This is a genomic window from Paracoccus methylovorus (assembly GCF_016919705.1).
GTDB lineage: Bacteria > Pseudomonadota > Alphaproteobacteria > Rhodobacterales > Rhodobacteraceae > Paracoccus > Paracoccus methylovorus.
Genome location: NZ_CP070371.1, coordinates 87617 through 103401, shown reverse-complemented (window position 1 = coordinate 103401; position 15785 = coordinate 87617). Strand labels below are relative to the sequence as shown.

The following is a 15785-nucleotide window of genomic DNA, read 5'->3' as shown; positions in this document are numbered from 1 at the left end:
CTCAGGCCTCGGCCGCATCCACATGAACGATATTGCTGTTCACCCAGAGCGAGATATTCAGCTTCATCACCGAGTTGGCGGTGTCGAACTGTTCCGCAGCCGATGCGACCTTGGCGACGAAGTAACGCTCGGAGGGGGTGCCACCTGCCGGGGCGTCGTTCAGAACCAGCTTGATCGCATAGTCGTGCGGGGTCTTTTCAGCCGCGATGGCCGCAATCTGGCCCTCGTCCTTGGCGTCGATGCCGCAGACGATTTCCATGGTGCCGGCGTTGCGGGCGCCCTTGAGACGCCGCGTCCGCTGCGAAGCGATGGCATCAAAGGTGATCTCGGTCGAGGTGTCGCCCACGGTCCCAAGCCCTTCGGCTTCCCCGATTTCTGTCCAGAGCGCCGTCTGGGCCGAAAAGTCGGCAAAAACGAAGTCGGCCGATTTCGCGGCAAGAGGCCCGCCGATATAGACGCGCGTGCCGTTCGTTGCATAGATGGTCATGGCATAGCCTTTCGGATGTTGCGCCGTTCCAGCCTTTGCTTGGCGCTGTTGTGATGATGGGCGCAAAGCCCCTGCCAGTTGCGCGGATCGTCCCGCAGCGCAGAATCGCCCTTGTGCGGAATGATGTGATCGACATGGGACGCCAGTGCAGGCCCGCCCTTGTGGCCCAGATCGCACCCCGGCCATTTGCAGAAGCGGTTCTCGGGCCGCGCGAGAAAGACCTTGCGGGCCTTCTCCCAACTGCGCCCATAGCCGCGCTGGCTGCTGTTTGGCCGGGTCTTGTCGAACCGCGCCTTGCGTTCCGCCGCGCGCTTCGCCTGGCATGGGCAGGTGGCCCCCGAAGCCACCACCTTGCCGCAGGAGCATATGCGAGGCGCGCGCACCGGCATCAGACGGCCATGACCAGCTTGCGGAAGGCGGTCGGGCGAACCACATCAGCGCCGACGCGGCGGCGGGCGTGATAGCGCGCCAGCCCCAGATGGCGCTGGGTGAACGGATCGGCAAGGATCGACAGCGACAGCCGGTCATAGATGCGATAGCCGCGCTTGAAGTCCCCGAAAATGATGGGTTCGGCATCTTCCGCGACGTCAGGCATGTCCACCGCCTCGACCACCGGACGGCCAAGGATGGTTTCGGGCTGTCCGGCCTGATAGCTCGGCTGCCACAGATAGCGCCCATCCCCGTCTTTCAGGGTGCGGATGGTTGCCAGAGTGCTGCCGTTCATCACCCATGTGCCCGCCTGCCGGTAGGTCGCGGGCAGCGAATACATCATCGCGATCAGTGCATCGGGATCGAGATTTGCAACATGGCCGTTGTCGGTGGCGGCAATGTCGGCATTTACCATGAAGCCCGAGGGTTCAAGCGCCGTGCTGCCGTTGACGAAGGCAAGGCTTTCCTTCTGGCCGAAGTCCTCGGCCAAGGCCAGATTGACCTCGCCCAGCACGTTGGCGCTGTCCTCGGAGAGTTGCAGCGACATATCAACAAAGGTGGCAAGTTCCCTGATCTCGACAGCCCCCTGATCGAAACCCGGTGCGCTGCCAGTGCGGGCCTGCGTCTCGCCAACCCAGACCGCGTTGGTAACGCTGGTGCGGATGGGCAGGATGACCTTGGCGGCGCTGGTGCTGCGCACATCCGCGATGGTGCGGATCGGGCTGAACTCGATCAGGTTGCGCAGAAAGTCCGTCTCGACCTGTTCGGGCGCAAGGATGTGGTTGGCCGTGTCGCTGGCCGTGGTCAGGGCCTTGCCCTCGACAACGCCAGACCGCAGGTATTCGACAAACGCCGCCTTCTTTTCGTCCGCTTCCCCGGCCTCGGCATCGCCGCGCGGGCGGTTCACCTTGGCCTCGATCTTGTCCAGCCGTGCTACCAGCGGCGCGGTGTCGGCCTTCTTCTCAAGATCGGCCATCTTGGCTTCCAGTGCCGCGATGCCGCCCTCGTCCTTGTCCACGGTTTTATCTTCGGTCTTGTCCGTCATGGTCATGTCCTTTGCTGACGTGATGCGCGCGCCGGGGTGCATCGGCACCGCAACCACGCTGATTTCGAGAAGATCGACGGCATGAAGATCGCGCCCGCCGCCGCGCCGCGCCGCCTTGCGCGTGGCCTGATAACCGATGGAAAGGCCTTGCAGGGCCTTGTCCATGATCAGGTCCCGGACCTCGCGCGCTCGCGGCACCGAAAGGGTGAGCTTGCCCTTGACCCGCAGCCCCTCGCTCGTCTCGACGCCTTCTTGCCAGACGCCGATCACCTCGGCCTGATCGTGGCCGTCAAGCATGGGAATGGGGAATGATGCGCCGGAAAACGCGCCCTTGTGAACGATATCGCCACCGCGATCCGCAGTCCCGAATACGGAGGCAAGGCCCTCGATCCGGCCTTCATCGTCAACGCTGAACTGCGCCTTGAACTCGATCCGATCCATCACTGCCCCCGGAACGCCGCACGGTCGGAGGCGAAGGCATCGACCTGTTGCTGAACCCAGAGCGCCGCCCTGAGAAGGCGCACGACCGAGGCGTGATTGAAGGGAACCGGCTCGCCGTTTTCGCTGATCTCCCAGCCAAGAACGCAGCGCGCCAGCGTGTTGAGCCGCACCCGCTCACGATCCGCCGCAGGAACCTTGCCCTCGCCATCGGCGGCGTCGGCCAGATCATCTACCATTTGCAACCGGGCGCGGGCCTGCGTGGCGCTGTCAGGGCCGGCAATGCGCAGCTTGATCCCGGTGGGCTGGCCGGTCACAGGATCGACCAGTTCGAAGTCGCGCCCGGTGTCTTGGCCTTGAGCATCCATGAGAATGTCATTCAGTTGCATCGGTTTCTTCCTTGGAAACGGGCTTTCCGATCAGGTGCGGAACAGGTGCCGCGCTGATGTTCGGGTTAAGGAATTCATCGCCGCCCGGGCGAGGCGGCACGCCAAGCCAGCCCCGGCCCTCGTTCGGGTTGATGGTGCGGCTGGCGATCAGGCTGTTGATGACCGTCGCGCGGGTCGCCAGATCGGCCCGCGTCAGGTCGTCGCGGTCGAAGCGGATCACATGGTCGCGCCGCTCGGCATCCGAAAACAGCGCCCGCCGCAACGCCCCTTCCAGCCCCAGCAACCACGGCTCAAGGGTGTAGGACAGGAACTCGCGGCCCTTCTGTTCCGAGTTGGACCATGTGGCCCGCTCCAATGCGCCAAGCATGGGCGACGGGATGTTGAACGCCCGCCCGATTTCCTCGATCTGGAAGCGGCGGTTTTCAAGGAACTGCGCATCGGTCGAGTTGAAGGTGAACGGCTCGAACGTCATGCCGTCATAAAGGATCGCCGTGCGGCCCTGATCCTCGCCCTCATGCGCGGTGCGCCACGCCTTCCGCGCCGCCTTCACCGCTTCCTCGCCAATGCCTTGCGGGATCAGCAGCGCCCCAGACGGACGCGCGCCACGGGTGAACAGTTTGCTTGCGTGACGGTCCAGCGCCAGCGCAATCCCGATAGCTTCCCGCGCCAGCGACAGGGGCGCACGACCCAGCGGCGGCAACAGGTGGATCACATCGCGCGCCGGGATCGGTCGATTCATCAGCCAATAGAACCGCTCGCCCGTCTCAAGATCGGTGTCGAAGCGCATTGCCGAGGTGGCGTAGCGGATTATCTCATGCGGCTTGCCGTTCACCCGGTTGACCCACGCCAGGCCGCCCGCATCGCTTTTCAGGGCGTCAATGACGATCTGCCGGATCATCTCGAAACCCGAGGTCCAGTCGTTCGCCTCACCGCGCAGGATGGCAAGCGCCGGGTGATCGGGAACATCAACCTCGGCGCTGCCCTCGATCCGCTTCACCGTCACGTCAAGGCTGGCAACCGCCTCGCTGATAAGCTGGATCGCATTGGCGACGGCGGGCACCCGCAGTGCCGCTTGCGACGATACCACAGCGCCGACCGAAGTTGTCTCGGCACCGAAGATGACCTCCATCGCCGCATCGGGCGAGGCGAGCGACTTTTGCTCGGGCGTGAAGGCTTTGCGAAGATAGGTCCAGATGCTCATGGACCAGTTTATGCGGGGTGCCGCGCCGGTCAGAGAAGCTCCAAATTCCTACAAAATCCTCCAAATTCCTACAAATCCGTTTAGGTCTTGCGGCGAAGCCATGCGAGAAGTTCGGAGCGGAAGGCAAAATAGCTTCCCGAACCGGACGGCTTGTAGATCGGCACATTCGGCAACTGCGCCCATGTGCGGGCCGTATTGACACTCACGCCCAGCACCTCGGCGATCTGGTTCAGCCCCCAGATTTTCCGTTCAGGCTCAAGCATCGCATCGACGCGCCAGCGGTCCAGCGGCGGCATATCGTTTTTTCCCTGTTTCAGCATTGTCATTCCCCGGACTTTCCGTAACATACCACCTTCAGCGCTTTGACTTAAAACGAAAAAAGCCTATTTAGCGCAAATGTAGCGTTCGCCTCCCCCCGCCGGTCCCCACCAAAGGGCCAAAGACGAAGACCACCCCCCGGCCCTCACTCGACCACCCGGTCAAGCACCGGCACCCGCCAGACAACCGCGCGCCGTTCCGCCCCAAGGATCGCCTCGGCATAGCTCGCACCGTCCCAAAGCACTGCCTGTCCGCCATCATCCTCGACCAACAGGACCAGAAACCGATCCGGGCAGGTCATTGGCACCCCGAGCGCCGCCAGCGCACCGCGACGGGTGCGCAGCCCACTTGCCGATCCGCCCACGATCTCGATCCGGTCAACGGCTGCGAAGGTCTGCCCGATCATCTGCCTTTCCTCCGCCGATACGCCCGAGGCCAGACGCGAGCCGGTTGACGATCCGGGACAACAGGCGCGCAATCAAAGCCGCGCTCAACCTCCATGTCGATGCGCAGGATACGCAGCTGGCGTTGCATCCGTAGCAGCACATCCGAGGCTTTCGCATTGAGCGGGGCCCGGCCCATGTTCGACCCCCCGGTGCCGATGGACATCAGCTCGTAGTCGATGGCCATAATCCGCTGGATGATGACTTTGGCCTGATCATCGCTGGTCGTTCTTCGGAAGTGTTTCGCTGGTTGTCTCATTTCGCGAACCCATCTCTACATATTGTATTATAATCAATCATAAATACTACATATTGTATTTCGATGTTTAGCAGTGGGCTTGACGGGCTTAGTGAAACTGGAAATGGGCTTGAAAATGAGGCGAAAACCCTTACCCTCGATTGTTTATATTCAATGGGTTAACCTTTCTTTTTGGGCCTGACGGGCTTGATGGGCTTGAAAGTTTAACCTTTACGCGGAAGACGTTTTTTTCTTCGCCTTGCTAGAATACGCCTCTTACGTGCGCGCGGGATTTTCAGGCCCGTCAAGCCCGTCAGGCCCAAAAAGCATATCTAAGACATTGATATTCATGAAGTGACGCCCCCTAACCCCATGAAAATCTCAAGCCCATCAGCCGCCGATTTCAGGCCCGTCAGGCCCAAATTCAGGCTGGGCGCGAGCAAACACCGAATAGGCCAGCCCGAGGGAAATGTCGGATGATGCCCTGAAACGGGGTGCGGGGTATGCAGCACTGCAGCGAGGGGTGCAATAAAGCTAGCGTCACCGCAATCCACGGAAAGAAGCTCTACCGACAAAGGAAGGTCCATCCTGACGGAATTCGCCATTACGCGACGGCCTTCATCGACAACGGTTCTCTTCTTGCGATCCGCCATCGTCACGACCGATCCAGGAGAATAAGCGCTTTACAGTGAAGCGGATTGTTCTCGATACGCCCTCGATCTGTTCCGAAGCGCTTGAAAAGCGCTTTTCTTGCAGGAACAATGCGCTTACCATTTCCGCGCAAATTCCTGCACCTTCCCCCCTTTTCATCTGGTTTTTCGCTCCATCGCGCCCTATTTCAGCCGTCATGCAAGGGGATGCCGCCATGAAAGACCTGACCTCTTCCGATGCCGATGCACTGATCGCGGATCTTGGGCAAAAGGCCCGCAAGGCCGCCGCTGCGCTGGCCGAGGCAACGGCCGAGCGCAAATATGCCGCCTTGATCGGTGCCGCCGAAGCGATCCTGAAGTCCGAGAATGCAATTCTCGACGCCAATGCCGAGGACATGCACTACGCCGAAGCGAAAGGGCTGAGCCCCGCCATGCTCGACCGGCTGTTGCTGGATCCCGCACGCATCCGCGCCATGGCCGAGGCGCTGCGCTCGGTCGCGGCGCAGGAGGACCCGGTCGGCAAGATCCTGGCCGAATGGGACCGGCCGAACGGGTTGCATATCCAGCGCGTTGCGACGCCTTTGGGCGTTATCGGCGTGATTTATGAAAGCCGGCCGAATGTTACCGCCGATGCGGCCGCGCTGGCGCTCAAGGCCGGCAACGCGGTGATCCTGCGCGGCGGTTCAGAAAGCCTCAACAGCTCGGCCGCCATCCACAAGGCGCTGGTCACGGGGCTGAAGCAAGCCGGGCTGCCCGAGGCTTCGGTGCAGATGGTGCCGACCCGCGACCGCGAGGCTGTCGCCGCCATGCTGCGCGCGCAGGAATTCATCGACGTGATCGTGCCGAGAGGCGGCAAGGGTCTGGTGGGGCTGGTGCAGAAGGAGGCCCGCGTCCCGGTTTTTGCCCATCTGGAGGGCATCTGCCACGTCTATGCCGACCGCGACGCCGATCTAGACAAGGCCCGTCGCGTGGTTCTGAATGCCAAGACCCGCCGCACCGGCATCTGCGGTGCTGCCGAATGCCTGCTGATCGACTGGCAGTTCTACACGAAACACGGCCCCGTGCTGGTGCAGGATCTGCTGGACGCCGGCGTCGAGGTGCGGGCCGAGGGCGAGTTGGCAAAGATCCCGGGCACCATTTCGGCCGAGCCTTCGGATTTCGGGCAAGAATTCCTGGACAAGATCATCGCCGCGAAACTGGTGGATGGTGTGGACGAGGCGATCGCCCATATCCGCCGCTACGGTTCGGGTCATACCGAATCGATCCTGACCGAAAGCGACGCCACTGCCGAGCGTTTCTTCAAAGGGCTGGACAGCGCCATCCTGATGCGCAACGCCTCAACGCAATTCGCGGATGGAGGCGAGTTCGGCATGGGCGGTGAGATCGGCATCGCCACCGGCAAGATGCATGCCCGCGGACCGGTGGGCGCCGAGCAACTGACCAGCTTCAAATATCTGGTTACCGGCGACGGCACCATCCGCCCCTGATGCGTCCCGAAAGGCTGCATCAGGACGCCCGCCACCGTATCACGCTGTTTCGCGGAACGGGTAACGGGCGCGGCGCCATCGTCAGTTTTGAACATGGCCGCGACCGGATGGCGGGCTTCGGTCCGGTCTCAGCTCCGCATTTCGCAGCGAGATTGGGGATCGACGCATTGGTGGTGCAGACCGCGAGGCGCGACTGGTTCGTCTCGGACCGCAGCGCGGCGCTGGCCGAGGCTCTGGCGCGCGTCACGCGAGGCTATGCCGAGGTCGTGGCAAGCGGTTTCTCGATGGGTGGCTATGCGGCGTTGCTTTATTCGGCAGCCTGTCATGCCACTCGCGTCATGGCGGTTTCACCGCAATATTGCATCGATCCCGAGGTTGCGCCTTTTGATCCCGGCCGGCACGGGAAGTTCGCCCAAATCGGCCTACCCATGCCCAGACCTGAAACGCAGGGCAACCCCGACCTGAGCGGAATTCTGATCTATGATCCCACCATCCGCGCCGACAGGAATCATGCCGCGCTGATCCGGGCCGGATTCCCGCGGTTGTCGCCCCTTTCCCTGCCATTCGGCGGGCATCCGGCAACCGGGGTGATCGTGACAGCGGGAGGTGTCGGCCGGATCGCCGAAATGGTGGTACAGGACCGGCTGGATGTCACGGCGATCCGCCAGATGCATCGCCACGCGCGCCGCGCGTCCAAAACCTATCGGTTGAACCTGGCGACTGCCGCCTTGGCGCGCCACCCCGTCCGGGCAATACGCGAATTACGGGCGCTGACCACCGACGCCCCTGCGGGCACCCGGTTTCAGGCGGGGGTATTGCTTTTGGAAAACGGCGACCCGGATGCAGCCGAGCGGCTGTCGCTGCTGCTGGACGAGGAGCCCGATATCCCCCCGGCCTGGGCGCGCCGGTTGGATCGCGCGCTGAAGGCCGCCGGGATCTGAGGGTCAAAACGAGATCTCACCCCCGGTTTCGTCCAGCTCCCAGATAAGCGGGCGATTGTCCGCCCGGGCAAAACTGCCAAGCAACAGGAAATGCACCTCGGAAGAGCCGGGCTCGGGGCGCTCACGCTGCGGATCGGGATCAAGCCAGGACCACAATGCCGGGTCGGACTTGGAGCGGCTGCATTCGGCGACCAGCCGCCAGCCTTGGGCGCCTCGGCAGACCAGAACGCTTCCACCCCAGGGCATGGCGGTTTCAAAGCACATTAGCGCCAGCAGGATCATGCGCGCCTCGGGACGCGGCAGATCGCCCTCGGCGTCAAGCCGCAGGCGGATGCGACCGGCTTTCTCGGCATCGGCAAAAAGCGCGGCCAGCTCGGTCAGGCTTAACCGCTGGTCCGGTGCGGCATGGCCAAAAGCCACGCGAAACCAGCGCAATCGTGCCCGCGCCGCCTCGACGCTTTCGGCGATAAGCTGCATTTCGGGGCTGTGGCCGATCCCCGGCCAGTCCCCCGAAAGCTGCAACAGTTCCAGTCCGTTGCCGATCGCGCCAAGTGGCGAAACGATGTCATGGCAAAGCCGCGAGCCGGCCAAAGCGGCCATACGCTCGGGCGCAGGGACGCCGTGGGCTTTGGACGGGCGTTGGATTGTCAGATCGTTCATGGGGGATTAGCCTGCATATTGCCTTACGGAAAGGGCGTGAGATGAATGAAATCCTGGAACCCGGCATGATCGTGCGCCATCCCGGCGCGCCCGAGTGGGGGACCGGACAGGTCCAGTCCCGCATCGGTGACCGTATCACCATCAACTTTACCAATGCGGGCAAACAGGTCGTGAATGGCAGACATATCAATCTTGAACTGGTTGCAGGCGACCCCTCATAGGCGAATAGTTCAGGCTAATTCAACTTATAATTGAGCACGTCACGCAACGGCCGCTCGGCGCGCTTGCGGTTGCAATGTCCAGCCCCCCCGCCTAGACACGGAACCAGATGAAATCAGGCGGGGTTCCGGACCATAACGATGACGCCAGAGACGTCCTATTTCGCAACCCGTCTGGCAACGGACGAAGCCGACCTTCTGGCCGCGCAGCGATTGCGCTATCGCGTCTTTGTCGAAGAGTTGGGCGGCGACGGCGCGCTGGTCGATCACCGCAACCGGCTTGAGCGCGACGAATTCGACCCGGTGGTGGATCATCTGGTGCTGGTGGACGACCGGCGTTCGCGCGATGCTCTGGATCATGTGGTGGGCGTCTATCGCCTGTTCCCCGGTGACCGGGCCGAGACATTCGGCCGATTCTATTGCGACAGCGAATATGATCTGACGTCACTGCGCACCTCGGGGCGGTCGCTGCTTGAACTGGGCCGGTCCTGCGTCGATCCGGCCTATCGCGGCGGCTCGGGGATGTTCCTGATGTGGAACACGCTGGCGGAATATGTGCTGGCGCGCGGGATTGATATCCTGTTCGGCGTCGCATCGTTCCATGGCACCGATGTGCAGACGCTGGCGCAACCGCTGTCATGGCTGCATCATCACCATCTGGCCCCCGAGTCGATCCGACCCCGCGCCCGCCCCGACGGTTATCACCGGATGGACCTGATCGCCCCCGAAGAGCTGGATCGCCGCGCCGCCATGGCGGGGATGCCGGCGCTGATCAAGGCTTATCTGCGGCTGGGCGGCGTGGTGGGCGAAGGCGCCTGGCTGGACCACGCGTTCAACACCACCGATGTATTCCTGATGGTCGATACCAAGGCCATGTCGCAAAAGCACCTCAAGTTCTACGAAACCCGGCAGGGGCAATGAGCCAGGGCAACCGCGCGACCTGGCGCGACGGTGTTGCGCCGCCGGCCATTCCACGCCCCGATACGCTTGGCTGGCTGCTGGTCCTGCTGCGGGGTGGCGGCATCGTTGTGGTGCTGGCGCTTGGCGTCCTGCTGATCTTGCCGCTTCGCCTTGCCGAGCGGATGTTCACCGGCCCGCGTCGTCCGGTCACCGGACCATGGGTGCAGGGCGTTTGCCGCATCTGTCTGCGGATCATGGGGCTGAAGTGGCGCTGCCTCGGGCAACCCATGCTGGGTCCCGGCGCGGTGGTGGCGAATCATTCAAGCTGGCTGGACATCTTTGTGCTGAATGCGGCGCAGCCGGTGTTCTTCGTCTCGAAGGCCGAGGTGGCGGGCTGGCCGGGCATCAACATCCTGACCCGCGTGACCGATACGCATTTCGTCGCCCGGGACCCCCGCCTTGCCCGCGAGCAGGCCGAGGAATTTGCCGCACGCACGCGCGCCGGTCACCGCCTGTTGTTTTTCCCCGAGGGCACCAGCAGCGATGGCCGCCGCGTGCTACCCTTTAAACCGACGCTGTTTCAGGGCTTTCTGGACCCCGTGCTGCCAAAAGGACTGGCCATCCAGCCGATGAGTGCGACCTATCAAGCGCCCCCCGGCCGCGATCCGCGTTTTTACGGCTGGTGGGGCGACATGGATCTGGGACCGCATCTGCTGGCGGTGCTGGCGCAACACCCGCAAGGCGCGGTGACCGTGCGGCTACATCCGCCGATCCCGGTCGAGGGCCAGTCCCGCAAGACACTTGCCGCGATGGCCGAGGCCGAGGTCCGCGCAGGTTTTGACGCCGGCTAACGCCTAAAGCGGCCAAAAGATCGGAATCGTCAGACAAGCCACGATACCGCAGATGATATCCAGCGGCACCCCGACCTTGATGAAATCGCTGAACTTATAGCCACCTGGGCCGTAGACCATTAGATGAGTCTGATAGCCGATAGGGGTCGCAAAGGCGACGGTGGCCGAAAACATGACCGCCACGACATAGGCGCGCGGATCGTGGCCCAGAGATTTCGCCAGCGCGATGGCCACCGGCGTCAAAAGCACCGCGACGGCGTTGTTCGACAGCACCTCGGTCATGAAAAGGCCAAGGAAATAAACCGCGATCAACGTGGCAAAGGGCGGCAGGCCGGCAAGATAGGGCGCCACCGCATCGACCACCAGATTGACGGCGCCGGTATGCTCCAACGCCTCGCCCACCGCCAGCATGGCAAAGATCATCGCCAACAATCGGGCATCGACAAAGGCAAAGGCCTCTTCGGCATCGACGCAGCGGGTGATCAGGATGGTCGCCGCCGCCATGAAGGACAGCGCCATGATTGGCGCAACGTCCAGCGCCGCAAGCGTGACCACCGACAGCAGACACACAATCGCGATAGGCGCGCGCTCGCGCCGGAAAGGCCGGGCCGAGGGGCGCGAGACATCGACCAGTTCCATGTCGGCGGCCAACCGTGCGATATCCTCGGGCGCGCCTTCCAGCAGCAGCGTATCGCCCACTTGCACCACCAGATCATCAAGCTGGCGGCCGATGTTCTGGCTGCGGCGATGCGCGGCCAGCGCATAGACGCCATAGCGGCGACGCAGCCGCATATCCCCCAGACGCCGTCCGACCAGCCGCGCACCGGGCGAAATCAGCACCTCGACGGTCTCGGTCGCGACCGAGCTGAGCTTATCGACCATCTGGAAGTTCTTGTTGGCCTGCATTTCCAGCAGATCGGCCATTTCCGAGCGCAAGACGACGCGGTCGCCGGGTTCCAGCGCCACCTCGGCCAGATTGCGCCGCAGCGAGGCATCGCCGCGCAACACGTCGATCACCCGCACCGCGTCGCGCTTGAAGATTGGCGCCGACAGCACCGGCTGGCCGACAAGGCTGGAATCCTCGGGGATGGCGACCTCGGTGAAATACTTCATCTCGCGTCTTGCGCCCAGAAATCCGGCGAGCGAGGTGCGGTCGGGCAAAAGCCTCCAACCGATGGTGGAGAAATAGATGATGCCCACCACGGTCAAAGCGATACCCACCGGGGCGATCTCGAAAATGCCAAAGGGGGCCATGCCCTGTTCGCGCGCCACCCCATCCACCAGCAGGTTGGTCGAGGTGCCGATCAGCGTGATCATGCCGGACAGGATCGTCATATAGCTAAGCGGAATCAGCAGCTTCGACGCGGCGATATTCGCCCGCAGCCCCAGTTGGATCAGGATCGGGATCATCACCGCGACCACTGGCGTATTGTTCATCACGGTCGAGGCGACGATGATGAATCCAAAGGTCAGGCAGATGGTCAGGATCGGCTGCGAGGCAGCGCGCTTGGTCACCAGACCGGTCATGATCTCCAGCGCGCCGGTGCGCAGCAGGCCCCCCATGATCATGAACATGAAGGCAATGGTCCAAGGGGCCGAGTTCGACAGCACGCTGGCGGCATCCTTGATCGGCAGCAGGCCCAGCAGCATCATCACCGCGGCGGTGCCGATGGCGACGACCTCGGGCGGGCGCTTTTCGCGAATAAACTCGATGAACATGACAGTCACGATAAGCAGCATCGCTAATGCTGCATTGTTTCCAGTCAGCTCAAAGCCCAGCATGCAATCCTGCCCCGTGGCGCCGCTAAATCACGGCTCTTTCGATGGGTAATAGAATTATTTCCTACGCGGTCGCAAGCAAAAGCACGGGATCTTTCCCGTTCAGGCGGGAAGCTGCGTGGCTGCCAACCTGCCACCCTGACGCACGGGTTCCACGGCAACAGCCTTGCCACTGCGGTCGTCGGTGGTCACCAGCACCCCCGACAGCGTCGCCTCGCCTTCGGCGGGGGTAAAGCGTTCCGAGGCCATGCCAGTCAGAAAGCGCCGCAGCGGCTCGGCCTTTTCCATGCCGATCACGCTGTCATAGTCACCACACATGCCCGCGTCGCTTTGATAAGCGGTGCCACGGTTCAGAATCATCGTATCGGCGGTGGGCACATGGGTATGGGTGCCGACGACAAGGCTTGTGCGCCCGTCGCACCAGTGACCCATGGCCATCTTTTCGCTGGTCGCCTCGGCATGGATATCGACGACGCTGGCCTGCACCAACCCACCCAGCGGATGGGCACGCAGCACCGCGTCGATGGCCGAAAACGGATCGTCGAAGGGCCGTTTCATGAAGACCTGGCCCAGCACCTGCGCAACCAGCACCTTGCGCCCGCGCGTCGCCTCGAAAACCCGCGCCCCGCGGCCCGGCGCCACCTTGGAATAATTCAGCGGCCGGATGATGCGCGGCTCTGTCTCGATAAACGACAGCATCTCTTTCTGGTCGAAGGCATGATCGCCCAGCGTGACGCAATCCGCCCCGGAATCGAGGATCAGCTTGGCATGACCCCCGGTCAGCCCCATTCCCCCCGAGGCGTTTTCACCATTCACGATGGTGAAATCCACGCCCAGCCGCTCTTTGAGCGGGCCAAGCCCCTCTGAAATCGCGCGCCGACCCGCGCGGCCCATCACATCGCCAAGATAGAGAATCCGCATGGGCCACAGCGTTAGGCGAAAGCCGGGGCACGCTCAAGCCCCGACAAGCGATCGCGGGTGCGCAGGCCTATCCCAGCCATGCGCCAAGCGCCGCCCCTGCCAAGGCCACCACGGCCCCCAGCGCCATGCCGCCGGCAAAACCCCAGCGTCTGCGCGGCTCGGGCGGGGGCGGCGCTTCGCGCAGCAACTCGGGCATGCGGCGTTCCAGATATTCCGGCAAAAGCGGCGCAAAGCGGCCCAGAACCTGCACCGCGCGGGTCAGATCGCGCGCTGCGGCCTTGGGTCCCAGATTGTCGCGGATATAGCTTTCCACGACGGGGCGTGCGACCTCCCATATGTTGATCTGCGGATCCAGCGAACGGGCGACTCCCTCGACCACCACCATGGTGCGCTGCAACAAGATCAGCTCGGTCCGGGTGGCCATGCCAAAGCGCTCGGTGACTTCGAACAGATAGGCCAGCAGATTGGCCATAGAGATACGGCTGGCATCGGCGCCAAAGATCGGCTCGCCCACCGCGCGCAGGGCACGGGCGAATTCCTTGATATCCCGGTCGCGCGGCACATAGCCCGCCTCGAAATGCACCCGCGCCACCCGCTCATAGTCGCGGCGGATAAAGCCCATCAGGATCTCGGCATAGACGCGGCGGGTGTATTCGTCGATTTCGCCCATGATGCCGAAATCGTAGATGATGATTTCGCCGTTCGCGGCCACCTTCATGTTACCCTGATGCATGTCGGCGTGGAAATAACCGTCGCGCAGCGCATGGCACAGGAAAAGCTGCAGCACCCGTGCGCCAATCCTGGGCAGGTCGTGCCCGGCCGCGCGCAGCACGGCGACATCGCCCAGCGGCAGGCCCTCGGCCCAGTCGGTGGTCAGCACGCGCCGGGCGCTGAGGTGCCAATAGGGAACCGGCACGGCCATGCCTTCGTCGCCCGCCGTATTCTCGGCGAATTCCGAGGCCGAGGCCGCTTCGAGCCGCAGGTCCAGCTCTCCGGCCACCACCGATTCGAAGTGGTTGACCACGCCCAGCGGGCGCAGGCGGCGCGTGGCGGGCGAAAGCCGCTCGATCATGGTGGCAGCGAAATGGAAGGCGTCGATATCGCGGCGAAAGGCGGATTCGATGCCGGGGCGCAGCACCTTGACCGCGACCTCGCGCCCGTTGTCCAGACGCCGCGCCCGATGGACCTGCGCGATCGAGGCCGCAGCCACGGGCTCCGAGAACTCGCTGAACAGCGTTTCGACCGGCCGCCCCAGTTCCGCAGCAACGGTGCGGCGCGCCTGCTCTTGCGAAAAGGGCGCCAGCCGATCCTGAAGCATGGCAAGTTGATTGGCCAGATCCACCCCCACCACGTCCGGCCGGGTCGAGAGGATCTGCCCGAATTTCACATAGGCCGGGCCAAGCGCGGTGATGGCACGGGTGACGGGCGGCATGGCCGGATCGCCCTTGTAGCCAAGCCAGGCAAAGGGCCAGCCCAGGATCCGCGCCGCGATACGGATACGGGCAGGGGCGTTCATGGCGTCCAGCGCAACTTTCATCGCGCCGGTGCGTTCGAAGGTCGCGCCGGTTCGGATCAGGCGCCAGATGTTGTGGGGTCCGCGCATGCTAAAGTTTCCAGCCGGAATGCAGCGCGGCGATACCCATGGACAGGTTGCGCCATTGCACGCGGCCAAATCCTGCTTCGCGGATCATGGTGGCGAATGACTCCTGATCGGGGAATTTGCGGATCGATTCGACCAGATACTGATAACTGTCGCGGTCGTTGGCGACGATCTGCCCCATGACCGGGATCACGTTGAAGGAATAGCGATCGTAAAGCCATTGCAGCATCGGCACCGGCATCTGGCTGAATTCCAGAACCATCAACCGCCCGCCGGGGCGCAGCACGCGCCGCGCTTCGGCCAGCGCATCCGGGATACGGGTGACGTTGCGGATGCCGAAGCTGATCGTATAGCGATCAAAGCTGTTGTCGGCGAAGGGCAGTTGCATCGCATCGCCGGTGACCCAGCCAAGGCGGTCGGCCAGTCTGTCGGCCTCGGCGCGTTTGCGGCCTTCGACCAGCATCGATTCGGTCATGTCGCAAACGGTGACGCGGGCACCCGAGGCGCGCTCCAGGAACCGAAAGGCGATATCGCCGGTGCCGCCTGCCACATCCAGAAGGTGCTGGCCATCGCGTGGGGCCAGCCAATCCATCATCGCCGTCTTCCAGACACGGTGGACGCCCGCACTCATAAGGTCGTTCATCACGTCATAGCGCGAGGCCACGCGCGAGAAGACACCATGAACCAGCCCGGCCTTGTCCTTTTCGGCCACGGTGCGAAAGCCGAAATGGGTTTCGTTTGGCTCGTCAGGGGTCATGTTGCTTGTCCATCCGTCGTTTCGCGCCCAGAT

General features: G+C 63.3%; 19 protein-coding genes. 5 read left to right on the top strand and 14 right to left on the bottom strand.

All coding sequences use genetic code 11. The features are described 5' to 3' along the window. Window position 1: 1 nt before the first annotated feature. From JWJ88_RS13660 to JWJ88_RS13620, 9 genes are all read right to left on the bottom strand, one after another. The gene (locus JWJ88_RS13660; protein ID WP_205296342.1) at window positions 2-487 is read right to left on the bottom strand and encodes a hypothetical protein; all 486 of its coding nucleotides are present in this window, start codon (window positions 485-487) and stop codon (window positions 2-4) included. Continuing rightward, window positions 484-834, bottom strand: a complete 351-nt coding sequence (locus tag JWJ88_RS13655; protein WP_322985968.1) for an HNH endonuclease signature motif containing protein — start codon at window positions 832-834, stop codon at window positions 484-486. The genes JWJ88_RS13660 and JWJ88_RS13655 overlap by 4 nt, the downstream gene beginning before the upstream one ends. 41 nt (window positions 835-875) lie before the next feature. Further along, complete coding sequence (locus JWJ88_RS13650) at window positions 876-2402, bottom strand: phage major capsid protein (protein ID WP_205296340.1); 1527 nt, start codon at window positions 2400-2402, stop codon at window positions 876-878. Then, window positions 2402-2788 (bottom strand): hypothetical protein, encoded by a 387-nt coding sequence (locus JWJ88_RS13645; protein ID WP_205296339.1) that lies wholly within the window; start codon window positions 2786-2788, stop codon window positions 2402-2404. Before JWJ88_RS13645 ends, JWJ88_RS13650 begins: the two co-directional genes overlap by 1 nt. Next, window positions 2775-3989 carry a phage portal protein gene (locus JWJ88_RS13640; protein WP_205296338.1) on the bottom strand — a complete coding sequence of 405 codons (1215 nt, stop codon included), beginning with the start codon at window positions 3987-3989 and terminating at the stop codon, window positions 2775-2777. The genes JWJ88_RS13645 and JWJ88_RS13640 overlap by 14 nt, the downstream gene beginning before the upstream one ends. Window positions 3990-4069: 80 nt before the next feature. Further along, window positions 4070-4285 (bottom strand): helix-turn-helix transcriptional regulator, encoded by a 216-nt coding sequence (locus JWJ88_RS13635; protein WP_240200320.1) that lies wholly within the window; start codon window positions 4283-4285, stop codon window positions 4070-4072. Between the two features lie 167 nt (window positions 4286-4452). Then, window positions 4453-4713, bottom strand: coding sequence for a hypothetical protein (locus JWJ88_RS13630; RefSeq protein WP_205296336.1), 261 nt, complete (start codon window positions 4711-4713; stop codon window positions 4453-4455). Next, window positions 4710-5009, bottom strand: coding sequence for a hypothetical protein (locus JWJ88_RS13625; protein ID WP_205296335.1), 300 nt, complete (start codon window positions 5007-5009; stop codon window positions 4710-4712). The genes JWJ88_RS13630 and JWJ88_RS13625 overlap by 4 nt, the downstream gene beginning before the upstream one ends. A gap of 597 nt (window positions 5010-5606) precedes the next feature. Continuing rightward, a complete protein-coding gene (locus tag JWJ88_RS13620) occupies window positions 5607-5837 on the bottom strand; it encodes a hypothetical protein (protein ID WP_205296334.1) in 231 nt (76 codons plus the stop codon). 16 nt (window positions 5838-5853) lie between these two features. On the opposite strand from JWJ88_RS13620, the gene JWJ88_RS13615 reads away from it, so the two are divergent. Both JWJ88_RS13615 and JWJ88_RS13610 read left to right on the top strand, forming a co-directional pair. After that, window positions 5854-7125 (top strand): glutamate-5-semialdehyde dehydrogenase, encoded by a 1272-nt coding sequence (locus tag JWJ88_RS13615; protein WP_205296333.1) that lies wholly within the window; start codon window positions 5854-5856, stop codon window positions 7123-7125. Beyond that, window positions 7125-8066: a hypothetical protein gene (locus tag JWJ88_RS13610; RefSeq protein ID WP_205296332.1), complete on the top strand. Its 942-nt coding sequence runs from the start codon at window positions 7125-7127 to the stop codon at window positions 8064-8066. Before JWJ88_RS13615 ends, JWJ88_RS13610 begins: the two co-directional genes overlap by 1 nt. 3 nt (window positions 8067-8069) lie before the next feature. On the opposite strand, the gene JWJ88_RS13605 is transcribed toward JWJ88_RS13610, so the two are convergent. Then, entirely contained in the window at window positions 8070-8726 is a 657-nt protein-coding gene (locus JWJ88_RS13605; RefSeq protein ID WP_205296331.1) for a histidine phosphotransferase family protein, read from the bottom strand. Between the two features lie 41 nt (window positions 8727-8767). Here JWJ88_RS13605 and JWJ88_RS13600 point away from each other — a divergent pair, with 41 nt between their 5' ends. The 3 genes from JWJ88_RS13600 (at window position 8768) to JWJ88_RS13590 (ending at window position 10695) form a co-directional block, all read left to right on the top strand. Beyond that, window positions 8768-8947 carry a DUF3553 domain-containing protein gene (locus tag JWJ88_RS13600; protein WP_205296330.1) on the top strand — a complete coding sequence of 60 codons (180 nt, stop codon included), beginning with the start codon at window positions 8768-8770 and terminating at the stop codon, window positions 8945-8947. Between the two features lie 138 nt (window positions 8948-9085). Continuing rightward, complete coding sequence (locus tag JWJ88_RS13595; RefSeq protein WP_205296329.1) at window positions 9086-9865, top strand: GNAT family N-acetyltransferase; 780 nt, start codon at window positions 9086-9088, stop codon at window positions 9863-9865. Beyond that, complete coding sequence (locus JWJ88_RS13590) at window positions 9862-10695, top strand: lysophospholipid acyltransferase family protein (protein WP_205296328.1); 834 nt, start codon at window positions 9862-9864, stop codon at window positions 10693-10695. The genes JWJ88_RS13595 and JWJ88_RS13590 overlap by 4 nt, the downstream gene beginning before the upstream one ends. Before the next feature lie 3 nt (window positions 10696-10698). Here JWJ88_RS13590 and JWJ88_RS13585 read toward each other — a convergent pair whose 3' ends face one another. The 4 genes from JWJ88_RS13585 to ubiE form a co-directional block, all read right to left on the bottom strand. Further along, complete coding sequence (locus JWJ88_RS13585; protein WP_205296327.1) at window positions 10699-12477, bottom strand: SLC13 family permease; 1779 nt, start codon at window positions 12475-12477, stop codon at window positions 10699-10701. A 99-nt stretch (window positions 12478-12576) separates the two neighbouring features. Continuing rightward, a complete protein-coding gene (locus JWJ88_RS13580) occupies window positions 12577-13395 on the bottom strand; it encodes a TIGR00282 family metallophosphoesterase (RefSeq protein ID WP_205296326.1) in 819 nt (272 codons plus the stop codon). 67 nt (window positions 13396-13462) lie between these two features. Beyond that, the gene (gene ubiB, locus JWJ88_RS13575; RefSeq protein ID WP_205296325.1) at window positions 13463-14998 is read right to left on the bottom strand and encodes a 2-polyprenylphenol 6-hydroxylase; all 1536 of its coding nucleotides are present in this window, start codon (window positions 14996-14998) and stop codon (window positions 13463-13465) included. Window position 14999: 1 nt separating this feature from the next. Then, window positions 15000-15752 carry a bifunctional demethylmenaquinone methyltransferase/2-methoxy-6-polyprenyl-1,4-benzoquinol methylase UbiE gene (gene ubiE, locus JWJ88_RS13570; RefSeq protein ID WP_205296324.1) on the bottom strand — a complete coding sequence of 251 codons (753 nt, stop codon included), beginning with the start codon at window positions 15750-15752 and terminating at the stop codon, window positions 15000-15002. Window positions 15753-15785 lie beyond the last annotated feature (33 nt).